The 18,223-nt window shown below is 71.3% G+C and carries 13 protein-coding genes and 3 pseudogenes; 2 read left to right on the top strand and 14 right to left on the bottom strand.

All coding sequences use genetic code 11. The annotated features are described in order from the left end of the window. Positions 1 to 26: 26 nt before the first annotated feature. The 7 genes from topA to bldG all read right to left on the bottom strand — a co-directional run bounded on the left by topA (position 27) and on the right by bldG (position 9,588). Complete coding sequence (gene topA, locus ACWD1Z_RS23520; protein ID WP_451121487.1) at positions 27 to 2,855, bottom strand: type I DNA topoisomerase; 2,829 nt, start codon at positions 2,853 to 2,855, stop codon at positions 27 to 29. Positions 2,856 to 3,116: 261 nt separating this feature from the next. After that, positions 3,117 to 3,314, bottom strand: coding sequence for a hypothetical protein (locus ACWD1Z_RS23515; protein ID WP_451121485.1), 198 nt, complete (start codon positions 3,312 to 3,314; stop codon positions 3,117 to 3,119). 339 nt (positions 3,315 to 3,653) lie between these two features. After that, a complete protein-coding gene (locus ACWD1Z_RS23510) occupies positions 3,654 to 5,171 on the bottom strand; it encodes a DUF7059 domain-containing protein (RefSeq protein ID WP_451121483.1) in 1,518 nt (505 codons plus the stop codon). 46 nt (positions 5,172 to 5,217) lie between these two features. Next, the gene (locus ACWD1Z_RS23505) at positions 5,218 to 5,817 is read right to left on the bottom strand and encodes a small secreted protein (RefSeq protein ID WP_451121482.1); all 600 of its coding nucleotides are present in this window, start codon (positions 5,815 to 5,817) and stop codon (positions 5,218 to 5,220) included. A gap of 186 nt (positions 5,818 to 6,003) precedes the next feature. Next, the gene (locus tag ACWD1Z_RS23500; RefSeq protein ID WP_451121480.1) at positions 6,004 to 8,415 is read right to left on the bottom strand and encodes a sodium-translocating pyrophosphatase; all 2,412 of its coding nucleotides are present in this window, start codon (positions 8,413 to 8,415) and stop codon (positions 6,004 to 6,006) included. A gap of 291 nt (positions 8,416 to 8,706) precedes the next feature. Then, positions 8,707 to 9,138 carry an ATP-binding protein gene (locus tag ACWD1Z_RS23495; RefSeq protein ID WP_451121478.1) on the bottom strand — a complete coding sequence of 144 codons (432 nt, stop codon included), beginning with the start codon at positions 9,136 to 9,138 and terminating at the stop codon, positions 8,707 to 8,709. 108 nt (positions 9,139 to 9,246) lie between these two features. Continuing rightward, on the bottom strand, positions 9,247 to 9,588 hold the full coding sequence (gene bldG / locus ACWD1Z_RS23490; protein ID WP_003975386.1) for an anti-sigma factor antagonist BldG: 342 nt from the start codon (positions 9,586 to 9,588) through the stop codon (positions 9,247 to 9,249). 83 nt (positions 9,589 to 9,671) lie between these two features. Between bldG and ACWD1Z_RS23485 the strand changes: the two genes are divergently transcribed. Next, on the top strand, positions 9,672 to 12,179 hold the full coding sequence (locus ACWD1Z_RS23485; RefSeq protein WP_451121476.1) for a DEAD/DEAH box helicase: 2,508 nt from the start codon (positions 9,672 to 9,674) through the stop codon (positions 12,177 to 12,179). Here the strand turns inward: ACWD1Z_RS23485 and ACWD1Z_RS23480 are convergent. From ACWD1Z_RS23480 to ACWD1Z_RS23455, 6 genes and pseudogenes are all read right to left on the bottom strand, one after another. Continuing rightward, positions 12,091 to 12,471, bottom strand: a pseudogene (locus ACWD1Z_RS23480) (Rv3654c family TadE-like protein); the annotation flags it as partial. The gene ACWD1Z_RS23485 and the pseudogene ACWD1Z_RS23480 sit on opposite strands and share 89 nt — an antisense overlap. 227 nt (positions 12,472 to 12,698) lie before the next feature. Further along, a pseudogene (locus ACWD1Z_RS23475) lies at positions 12,699 to 13,058 on the bottom strand (TadE family type IV pilus minor pilin); the annotation flags it as partial. Next, positions 13,045 to 13,272, bottom strand: a complete 228-nt coding sequence (locus ACWD1Z_RS23470; RefSeq protein WP_451121475.1) for a DUF4244 domain-containing protein — start codon at positions 13,270 to 13,272, stop codon at positions 13,045 to 13,047. The pseudogene ACWD1Z_RS23475 and the gene ACWD1Z_RS23470, both read right to left, overlap by 14 nt. A 59-nt stretch (positions 13,273 to 13,331) precedes the next feature. Continuing rightward, positions 13,332 to 14,117, bottom strand: coding sequence for a type II secretion system F family protein (locus ACWD1Z_RS23465; RefSeq protein WP_451121474.1), 786 nt, complete (start codon positions 14,115 to 14,117; stop codon positions 13,332 to 13,334). A gap of 111 nt (positions 14,118 to 14,228) precedes the next feature. Next, positions 14,229 to 15,104, bottom strand: a complete 876-nt coding sequence (locus ACWD1Z_RS23460; RefSeq protein ID WP_451121472.1) for a type II secretion system F family protein — start codon at positions 15,102 to 15,104, stop codon at positions 14,229 to 14,231. Then, positions 15,097 to 15,699: pseudogene (locus ACWD1Z_RS23455) on the bottom strand (CpaF family protein); the annotation flags it as partial. The pseudogene ACWD1Z_RS23455 and the gene ACWD1Z_RS23460, both read right to left, overlap by 8 nt. A 36-nt stretch (positions 15,700 to 15,735) precedes the next feature. Between ACWD1Z_RS23455 and ACWD1Z_RS23450 the strand changes: the two are divergent. Beyond that, positions 15,736 to 17,241: a recombinase family protein gene (locus ACWD1Z_RS23450; RefSeq protein WP_451121470.1), complete on the top strand. Its 1,506-nt coding sequence runs from the start codon at positions 15,736 to 15,738 to the stop codon at positions 17,239 to 17,241. Here the strand turns inward: ACWD1Z_RS23450 and ACWD1Z_RS23445 are convergent. After that, positions 17,220 to 18,182: a hypothetical protein gene (locus tag ACWD1Z_RS23445; RefSeq protein WP_451121469.1), complete on the bottom strand. Its 963-nt coding sequence runs from the start codon at positions 18,180 to 18,182 to the stop codon at positions 17,220 to 17,222. The genes ACWD1Z_RS23450 and ACWD1Z_RS23445 overlap by 22 nt on opposite strands. Between the last annotated feature and the right edge of the window lie 41 nt (positions 18,183 to 18,223).

Genomic DNA, 18,223 nt, shown 5'->3' with positions numbered 1-18,223 from the left:
AGTCCGGGGATTCAGCCGGGTCCGGCTCAGTCCTCCGCGGCCGGCTTGGCGGCCGTCGCCTTCTTCGCCGCGGTCTTCTTCGCGGTCGTGGTCTTCTTCGCCGCGGTCTTCTTGGCGGCCGTCGCCTTCTTGGCCGGGGCCTTCTTGGCGGCGGTCTTCTTCGTCGTCGCCTTCTTCGCCGTCTTCTTGGCGGGCGTCTTGGCGCGCTTCTCGGCGAGCAGCTCGAAGCCGCGCTCCGGGGTGATCTCCTCGACGCTGTCGCCGGAGCGCAGGGTCGCGTTGGTCTCCCCGTCGGTGACGTACGGTCCGAAGCGGCCGTCCTTCACCACGACCGGCTTCTCGCTGACCGGGTCGGTGCCCAGCTCCTTCAGCGGCGGCTTGGCGGCGGCCCGGCCACGCTGCTTGGGCTGGGAGTAGATCTCCAGCGCCTCTTCGAGGGTGATCGTGAAGAGCTGGTCCTCGGACTGCAGCGAACGCGAGTCCGTGCCCTTCTTCAGATACGGGCCGTAGCGGCCGTTCTGCGCGGTGATCTCCTGGCCCTCGGCGTCGGTGCCGACGACCCGCGGCAGCGACATCAGCTTCAGGGCGTCGTCGAGCGTCACCGTGTCCAGCGCCATCGACTTGAACAGCGAGGCCGTCCGCGGCTTCACGGCGTTCTTGCCGGTCTTCGGGGTGCCCTCGGGGAGGATCTCGGTGACGTACGGGCCGTAGCGGCCGTCCTTGGCGACGATCTGGTGACCGGTCGCCGGGTCGGTGCCCAGCTCGAAGTCGCCGCTCGGCTTGGCGAGCAGTTCCTCGGCCAGCTCCACGGACAGCTCGTCGGGCGCCAGGTCCTCGGGGATGTCCGCGCGCTGGTGGTTCTCGGAATCCTTCTCGCCGCGCTCGATGTACGGGCCGTAGCGGCCGACCCGCAGCACGATGCCGTCGCCCACCGGGAACGAGGACACCTCGCGCGCGTCGATCGCGCCCAGGTCGGTCACCAGCTCCTTGAGGCCACCGAGGTGGTCCCCGTCGCCGTTGCCCGCCTCGGCGGCGCCGCCGGCGGCCGCGGCCTCGCCCTCACCGAAGTAGAACCGCTTCAGCCACGGCACGGACTGCGCCTCACCGCGGGCGATGCGGTCGAGGTCGTCCTCCATCCTGGCGGTGAAGTCGTAGTCGACGAGCCGCCCGAAGTGCTTCTCCAGGAGGTTGACCACGGCGAAGGACAGGAAGGACGGCACCAGGGCCGTGCCCTTCTTGAAGACATAGCCGCGGTCGAGGATCGTGCCGATGATCGAGGCATACGTCGACGGGCGGCCGATCTCGCGCTCTTCGAGCTCCTTGACCAGGCTGGCCTCGGTGTAGCGGGCCGGGGGCTTGGTGGCGTGCCCGTCGACCGTGATCTCCTCGGCGCTGAGCGCGTCGCCCTCGCTGACCTGGGGCAGCCGGCGCTCGCGGTCGTCCAGCTCGGCGTTCGGGTCGTCGGCGCCCTCGACGTAGGCCTTGAGGAAGCCGTGGAAGGTGATCGTCTTGCCGGAGGCGCTGAACTCGACGTCCCGGCCGTCGGCGGCGGTGCCGGCGATCTTCACGGTCACGCTGTTGCCGGTCGCGTCCTTCATCTGGGAAGCGACGGTCCGCTTCCAGATCAGCTCGTAGAGCCTGAACTGGTCGCCGGTCAGTCCGGTCTCGGCGGGCGTGCGGAAACGATCACCCGAGGGGCGGATCGCCTCGTGCGCCTCCTGCGCGTTCTTGACCTTCCCGGCGTAGGTGCGCGGGGCGGCGGGCAGGTAGTCGGCGCCGTACAACTGCGTGACCTGCGCACGGGCGGCGGCGACGGCGGTGTCGCTGAGCGTCGTGGAGTCCGTACGCATGTACGTGATGTAGCCGTTCTCGTACAGCTTCTGGGCGACCTGCATGGTCGCCTTCGCGCCGAAACCGAGCTTGCGCGACGCCTCCTGCTGGAGCGTCGTCGTACGGAAGGGGGCGTACGGCGAGCGGCGGTACGGCTTGGACTCGACCGAGCGGACCGCGAACCGCGTCTGCTCCAGGGCGGCGGCCAGGGCGCGGGCGTTCGCCTCGTCGAGGTGAAGGGTGTTCGCGCTCTTGAGCTGTCCCAGGGAGCCGAAGTCGCGGCCCTGGGCGACCCGCCTGCCGTCGACGCTCTGGAGGCGGGCGACCAGCGACGACGGGTCCGACGAGTCCCCGGCGCGGCCGGTCGCGAAGGTGCCCGTCAGGTCCCAGTACTCAGCGGAACGAAACGCGATGCGCTCGCGTTCCCGCTCCACCACGAGCCGGGTGGCGACCGACTGGACGCGGCCCGCCGACAGCCGCGGCATGACCTTCTTCCACAGGACCGGCGAGACCTCGTAGCCGTAGAGGCGGTCGAGGATGCGGCGGGTCTCCTGGGCGTCCACCAGCTTCTGGTTCAGCTGCCGGGGGTTGGCCACGGCTGCCTGGATCGCGGCCTTGGTGATCTCGTGGAAGACCATCCGCTTGACCGGGACCTTGGGCTTGAGCACCTCCTGGAGGTGCCAGGCGATGGCCTCGCCCTCGCGGTCCTCATCGGTGGCGAGGTAGAGCTCGTCCGAATCCTTCAGCAGGTCCTTGAGCTTCTTGACCTGGGCCTTCTTGTCGGCGTTGACCACATAGATCGGCGCGAAGTCATGTTCTACGTCCACACCGAGGCGGCGGACCTCACCGGTGTACTTCTCCGGCACCTCCGCGGCGCCGTTGGGGAGGTCGCGGATGTGCCCGACGCTCGCCTCGACAACGTATCCGGGGCCGAGATAGCCCTTGATCGTCTTCGCCTTGGCAGGCGACTCGACGATGACGAGTCGGCGGCGGCCGCCCTTCGCGGTCTCGCTGGTCGGGGACAACTTCGCTCTTCTCTCCGGTCGACGCTGGGTGATCTCCCCAGGCCTTGCTCTCCCGGGGTCGGGTACTGGTGACGCTGCGGAGTGTGACGGTACATCCCGCCCCCGTGTCAAACGGGAAAAGCCCGCAACGGCCACTCGAACGGTAACCCGACTACCGCCATTCCTGCCGCCCGGAGTGCCCACCGGCCTTTTCGAGCGTTTCCGGAGGAGTGCCTCCCAGTTATCGGAGTCCCAGCGTGGGCCCGGTACCAACAGCGGTTCTCACAGGCGGGTGAAGCACCACACGGCGAGGACGAGCGCGATCACCGCGGCACAGCTCGCGAGGGTCGCGGATGCGACGGGGTTCACACCGTGGGCGACCGGTTCCCGGTGCCGCACCCGGGCCGCCGTCCACACCAGGAGCCCGGCTCCGAACAGGGCGAACACCAGTCCCGCGAAGATCGCCGGTCCGCTCTCCATGGCGCCCCTGCCCCCTTTTCCCCGCTCCCCGCATGCCTCGGCACCGCGAGGCTGACACGCGCGGGAAGCGGCCGGGCGAACCCGAGGTGAACGCCGGGCCGACGCGGCGGCGGGGCCCGCGGGGGTCGTCGCCAGGGGTGCCGCCGGAATCCAGGCGAAGGATGTCGGCCGCCGATCCGGGCACAGGATGTCGGCCGGCGATCCAGGCGCAGGATGTCGGCCGAATTCACGCCCCTTGAGCGGCCCGCGAGGAGCCCTGTGAGGCACCCCCGGCCCCAGGCACCCCCGGATGCCAGGGACCCCGACCCCAGGCACCCCCGGCCCCCGGCCGCCCCGCCCTCACGCCGGATCCAGGAACCCCTGCTCCACCAGCAGCCGGATCTGCGCGGGCGTACGGTCGCGCAGCAGCACCGGGTCCTCGCCGACCAGCTGGGCGATGGCGTCCAGGATGCGCCCCGCGCTGAGCGTGCCGTCGCACACGCCCGCGAACCCGGCGCCGACCGTGTCCACCTTGGTGGCCCGGCGCATCCCGCGGTTCTGGCGCAGCACGACATGCTCGGGGTCCTCGGCGCCGGGCAGTCCGACCTGCTCCTGGACGATCTCCGCGGCGAGCCGGAAGTGCCCTTCGAGCAGGGCCGCGTCGTCGTGCGCCCGCAGGTAGTCGAGGCGGCCGAAATGCGCCCGTACCGTGTCGCCGAGCGGCTGCTCGACGGGGTGCGGCCACTCCTCCACGGTGACGGAGGGCACGGCGGCGTCCGTCCTGCGCAGCGTGATCCAGCCGAAGCCCACGGCCTTCACCTTGCGCGCCTCGAACTCGTCCAGCCAGGCGTCGTACCGCGCCTGGTACTCGGCGGGGTCACCGCGGTGGTCGCCGGCGTCCCGCAGCCACAGCTCGGCGTACTGCGTGACGTCCTGCACCTCGCGCTGGACGATCCACGCGTCGCACCCGCGCGGCACCCATGACCTCAGCCTGTCCTGCCAGTCCTCCCCCGCGACGTGCTGCCAGTTGGCGAGGAACTGCGCGAACCCGCCCTCGTTCAGCCGCTCCCCCGCCCCTTGAACGAGCGACCGGCACAGATCGTCCCCGCCCATCCCGCCGTCCCGGTACGTCAGCCGCGCACCCGGCGAGATCACGAAGGGCGGGTTGGAGACGATCAGGTCGTACGTCTCGTCGTCCCGGACCGGCTCGAACAGCGAGCCCGCGCGCAGATCCGCGGCCGGCGCGCCGGACAGGGCGAGGGTCAGCGCGGTGATGTGCAGCGCGCGCGGGTTGAGATCGGTCGCCGTCACGCGCGTGGCGTGCTGGGCGGCGTGCAGGGCCTGGATCCCGGAGCCGGTGCCGAGATCGAGGGCGGCGGGGACGGGCGTACGGACGGTGATGCCCGCCAGGGTCGTGGAGGCGCCGCCGACGCCGAGGACGACGCCCTCCTCGGTGCTGCCGATGCCCCCGGCGCCGCCGACGGCGCATCCGAGGTCCGAGACGATGAACCAGTCCTCGTCCGCGGGGCCGCCGTAGGGCCGTACATCCACGGTCGCGGCCAGCTCGTCACCGCCGGCCTCGACCAGCCAGCCGGTCTCCAGGCACGGGTCGACGGGCAGCACGTCCGCCACGCGCGCGTGCGGGACGGGCTGCTGGAGAAGGAACAGCCGGACGAGCGTCTCCAGCGGCGTGTCCCCGCGGGTCGCCCGGAGCGCGGGGACGGTCTCGCTGCGGGCGAGCGCCGCGTACGCGGGCGCCCCGAGCAGTTCGAGCAGCCCGTCGGCGGTGAAGGAGGCCCCGAGCAGGGCCTCCCGCAGCCGGGCGGTGACGTCGGAACGATCGGAAGCGGGCAGAGCGGGCAGCCTGGAGGTACTCACGCCCCCATTGTGACCCGCACTACCCGCTCCTCGCGGCTGCTCGGCGTCAGCTCGCCGCGGCCGTGGCCGCCCCGGACGCCGCGTTGCAGCTGGACTGCTTCGCCATCGCCTGGCCGACCTCGCCCTCCTCCAGTTCCTTGAGGGCGTTGCTGCCGCTGGTGCTCAGCTTGTTCAGCTCGGTGGCGATGTCCTTGAGGCCGTCCGCGAACTTCGCCTGGTCCTTGGTGTCGAGTTCGTCGACCTGCTTCTTCAGGGAGGCGTAGGACGCGGAGATGCTGTTGAGCTCCTTGACCGCGTCCTGCTGCTTCTTCTCGCTGTTCTTGGCGTCCCCGGCGTCCGGCGCGCCGGCCTTGTCCACGGCGTCGCCGATCGCCTTGTAGGCGTCGGACATGTCCTGGAACGCCTTGGCGTCGGTCTTCTGGACGTCCTCCGGCGAGCTGTTGTCCGAGGTCTCCTTCTGGATGGCGATGTTGGCGGCCTCGATCTTCTTGGCCTGCGGCTTTACGGCGTCACAGACCTGCTTGGCCCAGGCGTCGAGCTTCTCGTTGCCGTCATCACTGCTGCATCCCGACAGCGCCATTACCAGTACCGCACCGCCGGACAGCGCGGCCGTGAGCTTCTTGTTCACCGGATTGGTCCCTTCCATGGCTCTCGGCCCCGGAACATACACGGCAGAGGGGCGAGATCCCTACGCCGACTGTCCGTTGCGTCCACTTCTGGACCATTTGCACCATGTGAGAGAAGGCTCACGAAGGGGACGTGAACGCACAGAGCGGGCGGGAAGCGCGTCCGTACGCGCCTCTCGCCCGCCCTGGTGAGCCGGGCCGTGCGACTAGGTCCCCGAAATCACCGCCCGGTCGTCCGAGTCGGCCGTCCGCTCCGCGCTGTCGTCGTCGCCCATGGCGATCCCGCGCCGCTTGGAGAGGTACACCGCACCGGCGATCACCAGGAACGACAGCACCGCGATCAGTACCCGTGCGCCGATGTTCTCGTCGTCGCCGTACGAGAAATCGATCACCGCGGGAGCGATCAGCAGCGCCACCAGGTTCATCACCTTCAGCAGCGGGTTGATCGCGGGGCCGGCGGTGTCCTTGAAGGGGTCGCCGACCGTGTCGCCGATCACCGTGGCGGCGTGGGCCTCGCTGCCCTTGCCGCCGTGGTGGCCGTCCTCGACGAGTTTCTTGGCGTTGTCCCAGGCACCGCCGGAGTTGGCCAGGAACACCGCCATCAGCGTGCCCGCGCCGATCGCGCCCGCCAGGAAGGCGCCGAGGGGGCCGACGCCGAGCGTGAACCCGATGAAGATGGGCGCCATCACGGCGAGCAGACCGGGAGTCGTCAGTTCCCTGAGCGCGTCCCGCGTACAGATGTCGACGACCTTGCCGTACTCCGGCTTCTCCGTGTAGTCCATGATCCCGGGCCGCTCGCGGAACTGCCGCCGCACCTCGTAGACCACCGAACCGGCCGACCGGGACACGGCGTTGATGGCCAGTCCGGAGAAGAGGAAGACGACCGCCGCGCCGGCGATGAGGCCGACGAGGTTGTTGGGCTGCGAGATGTCCATCATCAGGCTCAGTGGCGCGTCGTCGCCCGACAGCTTCTCGCCCACGTCCCGCGCGCCGGTGGTGATGGCGTCGCGGTAGGAGCCGAAGAGCGCCGCGGCCGCGAGGACCGCGGTGGCGATGGCGATGCCCTTGGTGATGGCCTTGGTGGTGTTGCCGACCGCGTCCAGGTTGGTGAGCACCTGTGCGCCCGCGCCCTCGACGTCGCCGGACATCTCGGCGATGCCCTGGGCGTTGTCGGAGACCGGCCCGAAGGTGTCCATGGCGACGATCACACCGACCGTGGTGAGCAGGCCGGTACCGGCCAGCGCCACCGCGAACAGCGCCAGCATGATCGACGTACCGCCGAGCAGGAAGGCTCCGTAGACGCCGAGGCCGATCAACAGGGCGGTGTAGACGGCCGATTCGAGGCCGACGGAGACACCGGCGAGGACGACCGTCGCGGGACCGGTCAGGGAGCTCTTGCCGATGTCCCGCACCGGCCGGCGGTTGGTCTCGGTGAAGTAGCCGGTCAGCTGCTGGATGACGGCGGCGAGCAGGATGCCGATCGCCACGGCGACGAGCGCGAGGATCCGCGGGTCGCCGCTCTTGCCCTGGATGGTCGCGTCGGTGACGCCGTCCAGGTCGGCGTAGGACGAGGGCAGGTAGACGAAGACCGCGATGGCCACCAGGACCAGCGAGATCACCGCGGAGATGAAGAAGCCGCGGTTGATCGCCGTCATGCCGCTGCGGTCGCTGCGGCGCGGGGCCACGGCGAAGATGCCGATCATGGCCGTGATCACGCCGATCGCGGGCACCAGCAGCGGGAAGGCGAGTCCGGCGTCGCCGAAGGCGGCCATGCCGAGGATCAGCGCGGCGACCAGGGTGACGGCGTACGACTCGAAGAGGTCGGCCGCCATGCCCGCGCAGTCGCCGACGTTGTCGCCCACGTTGTCGGCGATGGTCGCGGCATTGCGCGGGTCGTCCTCCGGAATGCCTTTCTCGACCTTGCCGACCAGGTCGGCGCCGACGTCGGCGGCCTTGGTGAAGATGCCGCCGCCGACCCGCATGAACATCGCGATCAGCGCGGCACCCAGACCGAAGCCCTCGAGCACCTTCGGCGCGTCGGCCGCGTACACCAGCACCACACAGGAGGCTCCCAGCAGACCGAGCCCCACCGTGAACATGCCGACGACGCCGCCCGTGCGGAAAGCGATCTTCATGGCTTTGTGCGAGACGGCGGTGAGATCCTTTTCCGGCTCACCCTCCGCCGGGGTCGCTTCCCTGGCCGCGGCGGCCACCCGCACATTGCTGCGTACGGCGAGCCACATGCCGATATAGCCGGTGGCCGCCGAGAACGCGGCGCCGATCAAGAAGAACACCGATCGGCCGATGCGCTGATTCCAGTCGTCCGCGGGGAGCAGCATGAGCAGGAAGAACACGACCACGGCGAATACGCCGAGCGTGCGCATCTGCCGGGCCAGATAGGCGTTGGCGCCTTCCTGGATGGCCGTCGCGATCTTCTTCATGCTGTCGGTGCCCTCGGCCGCCGCGAGCACCTGGCGCAGCAGGATGCCGGCCACCACGAGCGCCGCCAGGGCGACGACGCCGATGACCACGATCAGTCCGCGGTTGCCATCGGTCAGGACTGCGGCTGCGAAGGTTGTGGGCTGATCCAACTGATGAGGGGTAGAAAGCCCCGCCATTCGTCCTCCTTGACGCTTGGGCTGAGCTCAAGATGTGGACGGATTGTAGGTACCGGAACCTGATCAAAACAGTGCGCGGTAAACGGAATTAATCTTCGCATGCCCTTCAGCAAATGATCGACCCCCGACCACGGAACCCGAACGAGCTAATGCCTCAAAGGCATTGACGTCGCGATTCGGCCCAGCAGGAACCTGATCGAATTATCGGGGGGATTGATCGTGAAGGAATTCACGAAATGCCGAAGGGCCCTACCAGCGGTAGGGCCCTTCGGGTGATCTTCGCGGAGAACGTCAGGGAAGTTCGGTGACGGCCGGAATGCTCGGCCAGGTCATACGGATCAGCCCGCCGTGCTCCCCGGCGGTGACCTCGACGTCGTCGACGAGCCCGCTGATGACCGCGAGGCCCATCTCGTCCTCCTCGGCCTCCACGTCATCGGCCCCGGCGCCCGGCGCCCGGTCGCCCGGGGCGGAGCGCGGCGCCTCGTCGCCGACCTCGATGGAGAACTGCTTCTCCTCCTCGATCAGCACCACCTTCACCGGTGCCGTGACGCCGCCCAGCTGATGCAGTCCGACGGCACGGCTGCAGGCCTCACCGACCGCGAGGCGCACCTCGTCGAGTACGGCCTCGTCCACTCCGGCCCTGCGCGCCACCGCTGCCGCCACCAGTCGGGCGGTCCTGACGTGCTCGGGCAGCGCGCTGAAGCGGAGTTCAACGGTGGCCATGCATCCCCCTCGCAACTACGGGCGTGCTGTCCGGAGGGCCGGGCCGCCGAAGCCCGGTCCTCCTTCTCGAACTACTTCCGTCCCGGGGCCGAAGCCCGAAGGCGGTGATCAGTCGGTCGCCGCCACCGCTTCCTCGACCGAGGTGTGGATCGGGAACACCTTGGTGAGGCCGGTGATGCGGAAGATCTTCAGAATGCGCTCCTGGTTGCAGACCAGGCGCAGCGAGCCCTCATGGGCACGCACCCGCTTCAGGCCGCCGACCAGCACGCCGAGCCCGGTGGAGTCGAGGAAGTCCACGCCCTCCATGTCGACGACGAGGTGGAAACTCCCGTCGTTCACCAGCTCGACCAGCTGTTCGCGCAACTTGGGCGCGGTATATACGTCGATTTCGCCACCGACCTCGACGACCGTACGATCGCCGACGGTACGGGTCGACAGGGACAGGTCCACGGATCCTCCAGCACCTTGCTAATCGAGCGGTCGTCCCGCGGGACACCTCGGCTTGAAGCCCCCAGGACGGTTCGCCAGCCGCGATGGCATTCAATCACTTACCGGCGGGCGTGCACGACGCCTTGGTCCCATTGTCCGTCACGCCAGTGACACACTCGGTGCCGATGGCCGAGAATCACCGATCCGATCGACCCCCGACGGGCCCCGCTTCCCGGGTGGACCCGGGCACGGTCCTGGGCCGGCTCGCCTCGGGGCCGAGCCGGGCTTCGCGCATCACTCATACGGAGCATGTGCCCCCGCGGGAGGGTCGGCATGCCGTCTGGCCTGACCGGATTCGATCCGAGGTGATCGCGGCCGTGCGGGCGTGCGGTGTCGATCACCCCTGGGCCCATCAGGCACGCGCCGCCGAGCACGCCCTGGACGGCGAGTCGGTGGTCGTCGCCACCGGCACCGCGTCCGGCAAGTCGCTGGCCTATCTGGTGCCCGTGCTCTCCGCCCTCCTGGACGGCTCCGAGGCCGCCAACGGCCGCGGCGCCACCGCGCTCTACCTGTCGCCGACCAAGGCTCTCGCGGCGGATCAGTGCAGATCGGTGAAGGAACTTTCACAACCGCTCGGCAATTCCGTCCGGCCCGCGGTGTACGACGGGGACACGCCGTTCGAGGAACGCGAGTGGATCCGCCAGTACGCCAACTACGTCCTGACCAACCCCGACATGCTGCACCGCGGCATCCTCCCGTCCCACCCCCGCTGGTCCTCCTTCCTGAAGTCGCTGAAGTACGTCGTCATCGACGAGTGCCACACCTACCGGGGCGTCTTCGGCTCGCACGTGGCCCAAGTGCTGCGCCGGCTGCGCCGCCTGTGCGCCCGCTACGGCTCCTCTCCCGTCTTCCTGCTGGCCTCCGCGACCTCCGCCGAGCCTTCGGTCGCCGCCCGCCGCCTGACCGGCCTGCCGGTGGTGGAGGTGGCCGACGACGCCTCACCGCGCGGTGAACTGGTGTTCGCCCTCTGGGAGCCCCCGCTCACCGAGATGCAGGGCGAGAGGGGCGCCCCGGTCCGCCGTACCGCCACCGCCGAGACCGCCGACCTGCTGACCGACCTCGCCGTCCAGGGCGTGCGCTCGGTCGCCTTCGTCCGCTCCCGGCGGGGCGCCGAGCTGATCTCGGTGATCGCCCAGGAACGCCTCGCCGAGGTCGACCGCTCGCTCGCCCGGCGCGTGGCGGCCTACCGCGGCGGCTACCTCCCCGAGGAGCGCCGTGCCCTCGAACAGGCCCTGCACTCCGGCGAACTCCTCGGTCTCGCCGCGACCACCGCCCTGGAACTCGGCATCGACGTCTCCGGCCTGGACGCCGTGGTGATCGCCGGCTACCCGGGCACGCGCGCGTCGCTGTGGCAGCAGGCGGGCCGGGCCGGCCGCTCCGGCCAGGGCGCGCTCGCCGTCCTGGTAGCCCGGGACGACCCGCTGGACACGTTCCTCGTCCACCACCCCGAGGCCCTGTTCGACCGGCCCGTGGAGTCCACCGTCCTCGACCCCGACAACCCGTACGTCCTCGCCCCGCACCTGTGCGCCGCGGCGGCGGAACTGCCGCTGACCGAGGAGGACCTGGCGCTGTTCGGCCCGGCCTGCGAGGAACTGCTCCCCCAGCTGGAGGCCGCGAAGCTGCTCCGCCGCCGGACCAGTGCCTGGCACTGGACCCGCCGGGAACGGGCCGCCGACCTCACCGACATCCGCGGCGGGGGCGGCCGCCCGGTCCAGGTCGTCGAGTCCGGTACGGGACGGCTGCTCGGCACGGTCGACGCCGGCGCCGCCCACGCCACCGTGCACGAGGGCGCGGTCCATCTGCACCAGGGCCGCACCTACCTGGTGCGCTCCCTGGACCTGGAGGACTCCGTCGCCCTGGTCCAGGAGGCCAGCCCCTCCTACGCCACGGTCGCCCGCGACACGACGTCCATCACCGTCCTGGAGACGGACACCGAGATCCCCTGGGGCGACGGGCGCCTCTGCTACGGCTCCGTCGAAGTCACCAACCAGGTCGTCTCCTTCCTCCGCCGGCGCCTGATCACCGGCGAGGTCCTGGGCGAGACCAAGCTCGACCTCCCTCCTCGGACGCTGCGCACGCGCGCGGTGTGGTGGACGGTCACCGAGGACCAGCTCGACGCGGCCCGGATCACTCCGGAGATCCTCGGCGGCGCCCTGCACGCCGCCGAGCACGCGTCGATCGGCCTGCTGCCCCTCTTCGCGACCTGCGACCGCTGGGACATCGGCGGCGTCTCCGTCCCCCTGCACCCCGACACGCTGCTCCCGACGGTCTTCGTCTACGACGGCCATCCCGGCGGCGCGGGCTTCGCGGAGCGCGCCTTCCACACCGCCCGCGCCTGGCTCACCGCCACCCGCGAGGCCATCGCCTCCTGCGAGTGCGAGGCCGGCTGCCCGTCCTGCATCCAGTCCCCGAAGTGCGGCAACGGCAACGACCCGCTGCACAAGAGGGGCGCGGTACGGCTGCTCACGGAACTCCTGCGGGGGGCGCCTGAGAAGGAGACCCCGGCGGAGACGGGGGCCCCGCCGGAGACGGAGGCCCCGCCCGCGCCCTGACCTCCGCGGCGAACGGTCCCCGGCCCGCGGCCGCGGACACGTCCGAGACGTCACCCACGAGCACACACTGCACCAGCCGGGTGCCCTGGTCCCGGGCCACCCTCTCCGCCCGCTCACAGGCCGCTGCGGCGCCTTCCGCCCAGTGGTCCGCCGCCGCGAGGGCGGCGAGATCGGCGCCGCCCGCCGCACGGTGCCGGGTGACCACGGCTTGGCCGAGGGCAAGCACGACCGCGAACACCACGCAGAGGACGGCCAGGGTGGCGACGGTCCATACGGTGGCGGAGCCGCGGTCGTCGGGGCGGCGGTCACCCGAGTGCGGGTCACCCGAGTGGGGGTCACCCGAGCGCGGGTCACCCGAGTGCGGGTCATCCGAGTAGTGGGGGCTCATGGACCCACCCCGGTGCCGGGCCCGGCTTCCGGCACCGCCCCGACTTTCGGCTCCGCCCCGGTGTCCGGCGCGACCTCGGTGTCCGGCACCGCCGCCAAGTCCGGCACCGCCCCGGTAGGCGGAGCAGCCGGCCCCACCCCGCCCTCCTCCACCGCCGCCACGGCCTCCTCCCGTACCTCGAAGGGCAGTCCCCGCAGCACCGGCGGCTTGGCCACGACGAGCACCCGGACCCGGTCCCCGGTGCGGCTGACGGTGACCTCCGCGCCGGACGGGGCGGCCTCCCGGGTGACCGCGGTGACCGCGTCGGCCGGGTCCTGGCGCGCCGCGGCGCGGGCGCCCGTGCGGGCCGCGTCCACGCACTGGATCTGGGCGGCGATCACGAGCAGCCCCCACACCAGCGCCATCGCGAACATCACCAGCACGGGCAGCACCACGGCCGACTCCGCCGTCACGAACCCCCGGTCGGCGCCGCGCCGTTCACATCCGCGCATCGAGCGCCCGCTTCACGATGGCCTGGAGTTCCGCGTTGACCTGCCCGCTGGTGACCACCTTGTACAGCACCACGGCGAACGCCACCGCCGCGATGATCCCCATCGCGTACTCGGAGGTCACCATCCCCGAGTCCCGCCGTCCGAGGCAGGCCCGCATGCGCGCCCGTACTGCGTCCACTGCCCTGTTCATCGCCTTGTTCATTGCCTTGTTCATTGCAACCCCCGTAAGGATTAGTTCCGTTGACACAACTGCTGGTCAGAGCCGAAGGCCGGTCATCCCCCACCCCCTTCCAGCACCCCGTCGGCCAGCCCGATCACCACGGGCAGCACGCCCACCGCGATGAACGCGGGCAAAAAGCACAGCCCCACCGGCACGGTGACCAGGACCGCCGCCCGCCGCGCCCGGGCCGTCGCGGCACGCGCCCAGCTGGCGCGGGCGTCGGCGGCGATGCGGGCGACCGGTCCGGCCGCCGGAAGCCCGGACACATCGGCCCGCTCCAGCAACCGCGCCAGCGCCCCGGCGCCCGGCAGCGCCCCCAACTTCCGCCACGCCTCGCCCGGTTCACCTCCCAGCCGCACTTCGGCCGCGCCCCGCGCCAGTCCCTCCCCCACCGGCCCGCCCAACGCCTCGCCCACGGCCTGCGCCGCGATCACCGGCCCGGCGCCGGCGGCGATGCAGGCCGCCAGCAGGTCAGCGGCGAGGGGAAGTTGCCGGGCCGCCTCGGCGGCGTCGTACACCGCGCCTTCGGAAGCGACCCGCCGCCCCCGCCACCGGTCCAGGGCAACCGCACCGGCCAGCCCCACCCCGGCCCCGGCGACCCCACCGACCAGCACCCACCCGGCACACCCCACCGCCACGGCGGGCAGCCACCGCCGCACCAAGCTCCGCACCGGGAACCTCCGTGCGTCCGGCGCCACTTCCGCGGCGGCCATCAGCCCGGCGAGCCGCCGCCGAACCCTCCGCTCCCCCCGCACCACCCCCACCCACCGCACGAGCCACGCCAGGCCCAGCACGATCCCCACGATTACCCCCAGCCTGTGGACAACTTCCGCACTCACCACGCCTCCCTTCGCCAAGCCCTCAGCCGAACCACACCCCGGAACACCCGACCCGCCCTCGCCCCCACCCCGAACCGCACCCCGACCCCCACCCCGACCCGCCCTCCCTCCTCACACCGCCTCCGCTCCCCGCACGATCCGCATCGCCCACCACACCCCCAGCCCCTCCAGCACCCCACCGGCGAACAGACACCCCAGCCCGGCACCGCTGTGCAGCAGCACGCGCAGCGGATCGGCGCCCATGACCGCGCCGAGCAGCAGTCCCAGGACCGGCAGCCCGGCGAGCATCAGCGCCGTCGACCTGGCGCCCGCCAACTGCGCCCGCAGATCGGCCCGCTGGTCACGCTCGGCCCGCAGCGCCGCTTCGAGCCGGTCGAGTCCGGCCGCGAGCCCCGCGCCCCGGTCCACGGCCACCCGCCAGCACGCGGCGAGACCCAGCAGCCCCTCGGCGCCCGGTCTCCGCGCCGCCGCCGCGAGGGCGCCGGGAACGTCGCCGCCGAATCGCGCGGCCGCCAGCACCGCCGCCTGCGCGTCCCCGAGCCCGCCGGAGTCGAGCGCCGCCCGCAGCAGCGCCTCGCCCGGCTGCCGTCCCGCCCGCACCTCCCCGGCGAGCACCGCGCACAGGGCGATCACCGCGTCCCCCCGGCGTTCCCGGGCCCGCCGCGCCGCACCGGCCAGCCGCACCCTGCGCAGCAACGGCACCGCCACCGCACCGGCGACGAGCGGCAGCACCGACGCCCCGAGCACCGCCAGCACGACCCCGGCGACCGCCGCCCCCCACTCGGCCCGCAACCGCCGCCGGATCCGGCGCAGTTCACCGGCCGCCTGCCGCCACCCGGGCGGCCCGGCCGCCACCACCCCACCACCGGCGAGCAGCAGCCGGGCCCGTCGAGCCCCGGCGTCCCGCCCGCTCAGCAGCCACAGGGCGGCCCCGGCACACACCACGGCCGCGCCCGTCGAAGCCCCGCCCACACCCGTCTCACCCATCCCCGCTCCCCCACTCGAAGTCCTCGTCCCGGAGCAGCCCCCGCAGTTGCCCCCACCCCCGCTCGACCACGAAGGCCCCCGCTCCCCACCGCAGCGCCGGAACCGTCCGCACCAGCCCCGACGGATCCCGCTCCAGCACCTGCACCTCGGCGATCCGCCGCCGGCCGTCGCGCCCCCGCACGAGGTGCAGCACCACCGACAGCGCGGCCGCCACCTGGCTGTGCAGCGCCGCCCGGTCGAGCCCCGCCGCCGTACCGAGGGCCTCCAGCCGGGCCGGGACATCGGCCGCCGCGTTGGCGTGCACGGTGCCGCACCCGCCCTCGTGACCCGTGTTGAGCGCGGCCAGCAGATGGACCACCTCCGGTCCGCGCACCTCGCCCACGACCAGCCGGTCCGGTCGCATCCGCAGCGCCTGGCGGACCAGGTCCTGGAGCGTCACGAGCCCGGCGCCCTCCTGGTTGGCGGGTCTGCTCTCCAGCCGTACGACGTGCGGATGGTCGGGGCGCAGCTCCGCCGAGTCCTCGGCGAGCACGATCCGTTCGCCCGGCCCGACCAGGCCGAGCAGCGCGCTCAGCAGCGTTGTCTTCCCGAACCCCGGACAAAGACACCACTGTTGAGCGACACTCAGGACATGAAGACCACCCAGACGGGGGGCGGCCGGACGCGCGCCGTCATCTACTGCCGCATCAGCCAGGACCGCACCGGGGCCGGCCTCGGCGTCGACCGCCAGCGCGAGGACTGCGAGGCCCTCGCCGCCCGAAACGGCTGGGACGTCGTCGAGACTTACGTCGACAATGACATCTCCGCGTACTCCGGCAAGAAGCGGCCGGGGTACCGACAGATGCTCGCCGACCTCGACGAGGGCAAGGCCACCGTCGTCATCGTCTGGCACACCGACCGGCTCACCCGCTCGATCGTCGAGCTGGAGGAGTACATCGAGCTGTCCGACCGCCGCGGCATCGCCACGCACACCGTGCAGGCCGGGACCGTCGACCTCGCCACACCGTCCGGCCGGATGACCGCGCGGATTCTCGGCGCCGTCGCCCGCCAGGAGTCCGAGCACAAGGGTGAGCGCGTCGCCCGTGCCCGCCGCCAGAAGGCGCTCAACGGGGACTGGATGGGCGGCATCCGCCCGTTCGGCTGGGGACTGCCCACCGGCGAGATGCGCACGAAGGTGGACCGGAAGACCGGGGACGAGGTCGAGGTGCCCGAGCTGGACATGATGAAGGCCATCCCCGAGGAGGCCGAGGCGCTGCGCTTCTGGACGGACGAGATCCTGTCCGGCGGATCGATCCGGTCACTCGTGAAGTGGTGCGCCGATAAAGGCATCACCACGACCCGCGGGAACCCGGTCACGCACACCGACATGCGGGACATGCTGCTGCGCCCGAGGAACGCCGGGATCGCCGTCTACCGAGGCGAGGAGGTCGGCCGGGGCAAGTGGGACCCGATCGTCGACGAGGCGAAGTACAGGGCCGTCTGCGCGATCCTGCGGGACCCCTCACGGACGACGACGCCCGGGGCTCAGCCGAAGTGGCTGGGGTCGCTGCTCTACCGGTGCGGGCGCGGCGAGTGCCCGCACTTCGTGTACGTCACCCAGTCCGGCGGGCGCCAGTACCCGAGCTACCGGTGCCAGACCGGGCACGGCGGCGGCCGACGCGCCGAGGTCGTCGACCAGTACGTCGAGGACACCGTCGTCGAGCGCCTTGAGCGGGACGACGCGCCCGAGCTGCTGGAGCCCGCGCCGGACGGTGTGGACGTGGCGGCGCTACAGGCGGAGAGCGAGACCATCCGCCGGCGCATGACCGACCTGGCGGGCCTGTTCGGGGCCGGGCAGATCGGTATGGAGGCGTTCACGACGGGCACGGACACGGCGCGCGCGCAGTTGGAGGGCGTCACCCAGCAGCTGGCGCGTGCCGCCACCCGTGATCCCCTGGCCAGCCTGGTGGGTGCGCCGGATGTGCGGAAGGCGTGGAAGCGGCTCGGCCTGGACCAGCAGCGCAACGTGCTCCGGGCGCTGGTCGAGGTGACGCTGAAGACGCCGCGGCCGGGGCGCATGCCGGACGGCGGGTACTTCGACTACGACGCCGTCGCGTTCGATTGGAAGCGGGGCGCTCATTCTCCGTCGTCAACGTAGACGGGGTGCACCTGCACAATCAGCTCTTCCCCCTGCGCAGCCCGAAGGGAGTCGATACGCCCGAGGAGATACTGGTACTGCTGTTCCAGACGGCGCATTTCGGCATTGGCATTCTCGAAAATTGCCAATGCCCACTGGGCTTGACGCCGCGCTTCTTCTTCGCGCTCTTTCGCAGTGCTGTATTGGTTGCGCGCGGCGTTGCATCGCGTGCCGACCTGAACCATGCGCTGTTCCATGGCTTTCGCTTCGGCTTCCAGCTCTTCACTGGTGGGTGGGGCCTTCAGTTCCTCTGGAGCATCGTCACTGAAAGAGGACCCAAGCAGCCACTCTACCGTCGTACCGAGAGCGTAGGCGATGGCCTCACCCTCGGCCCCCTTGATCAACCGCGTCCCGTTCTCAAGCCTCTTCAACTCATCGACACCCAGGCCACCGCCGACCGGCAGCACCCCTTGAGCCTCGGCAACGCCCTGCGCCACCTGCTCGATCGACAAGCCCTTCATCCTGCGGTAGCGCTTCATCTGCCGAATGAAGGAGTCTTGAGCGAGACTTGCAGATTCCTGCAACTCGATATCGCGCATGCGGACGTGCGGGATTCCTGACTTCGCCGCCGCCTCGGCGGCATGCCCTGGCTGCGACTCGCCCTCCGCTCCGAAGTACTTGGGGAAAAGACTTGGCTGCCCCAGGACGAGCTCCGGATCCGCACCGGAGAGGATCTGTTCCACAGCGCCCGCAGGCCACCCGAGCCCCTCGGCGATCCTGGGGATGGACTGAGGCATTCGTCCGCGCGGGACGCGCCCTTCCTCGGCTACCTGAATGCTCTTCTCTGATACGCCAGCCATGCCGGCGAGCGCCTTTCGGCTATGTCCTCCGCCCTCCCTGCTCTCGCGCAGAGCTCGACCGAGCTTGGACCAAGCTTCGGCGTCTGGCGTCAGACCGGCCACGGCTGGACCTCCTGTCAACGATTGGTAACGACAACAGCGTA

The sequence above is a fragment of the Streptomyces sp. NPDC002784 genome, assembly GCF_053592135.1.
Note: the sequence above shows the minus strand (reverse complement) of the source record. Positions and strands in the feature narration are given on the sequence as shown.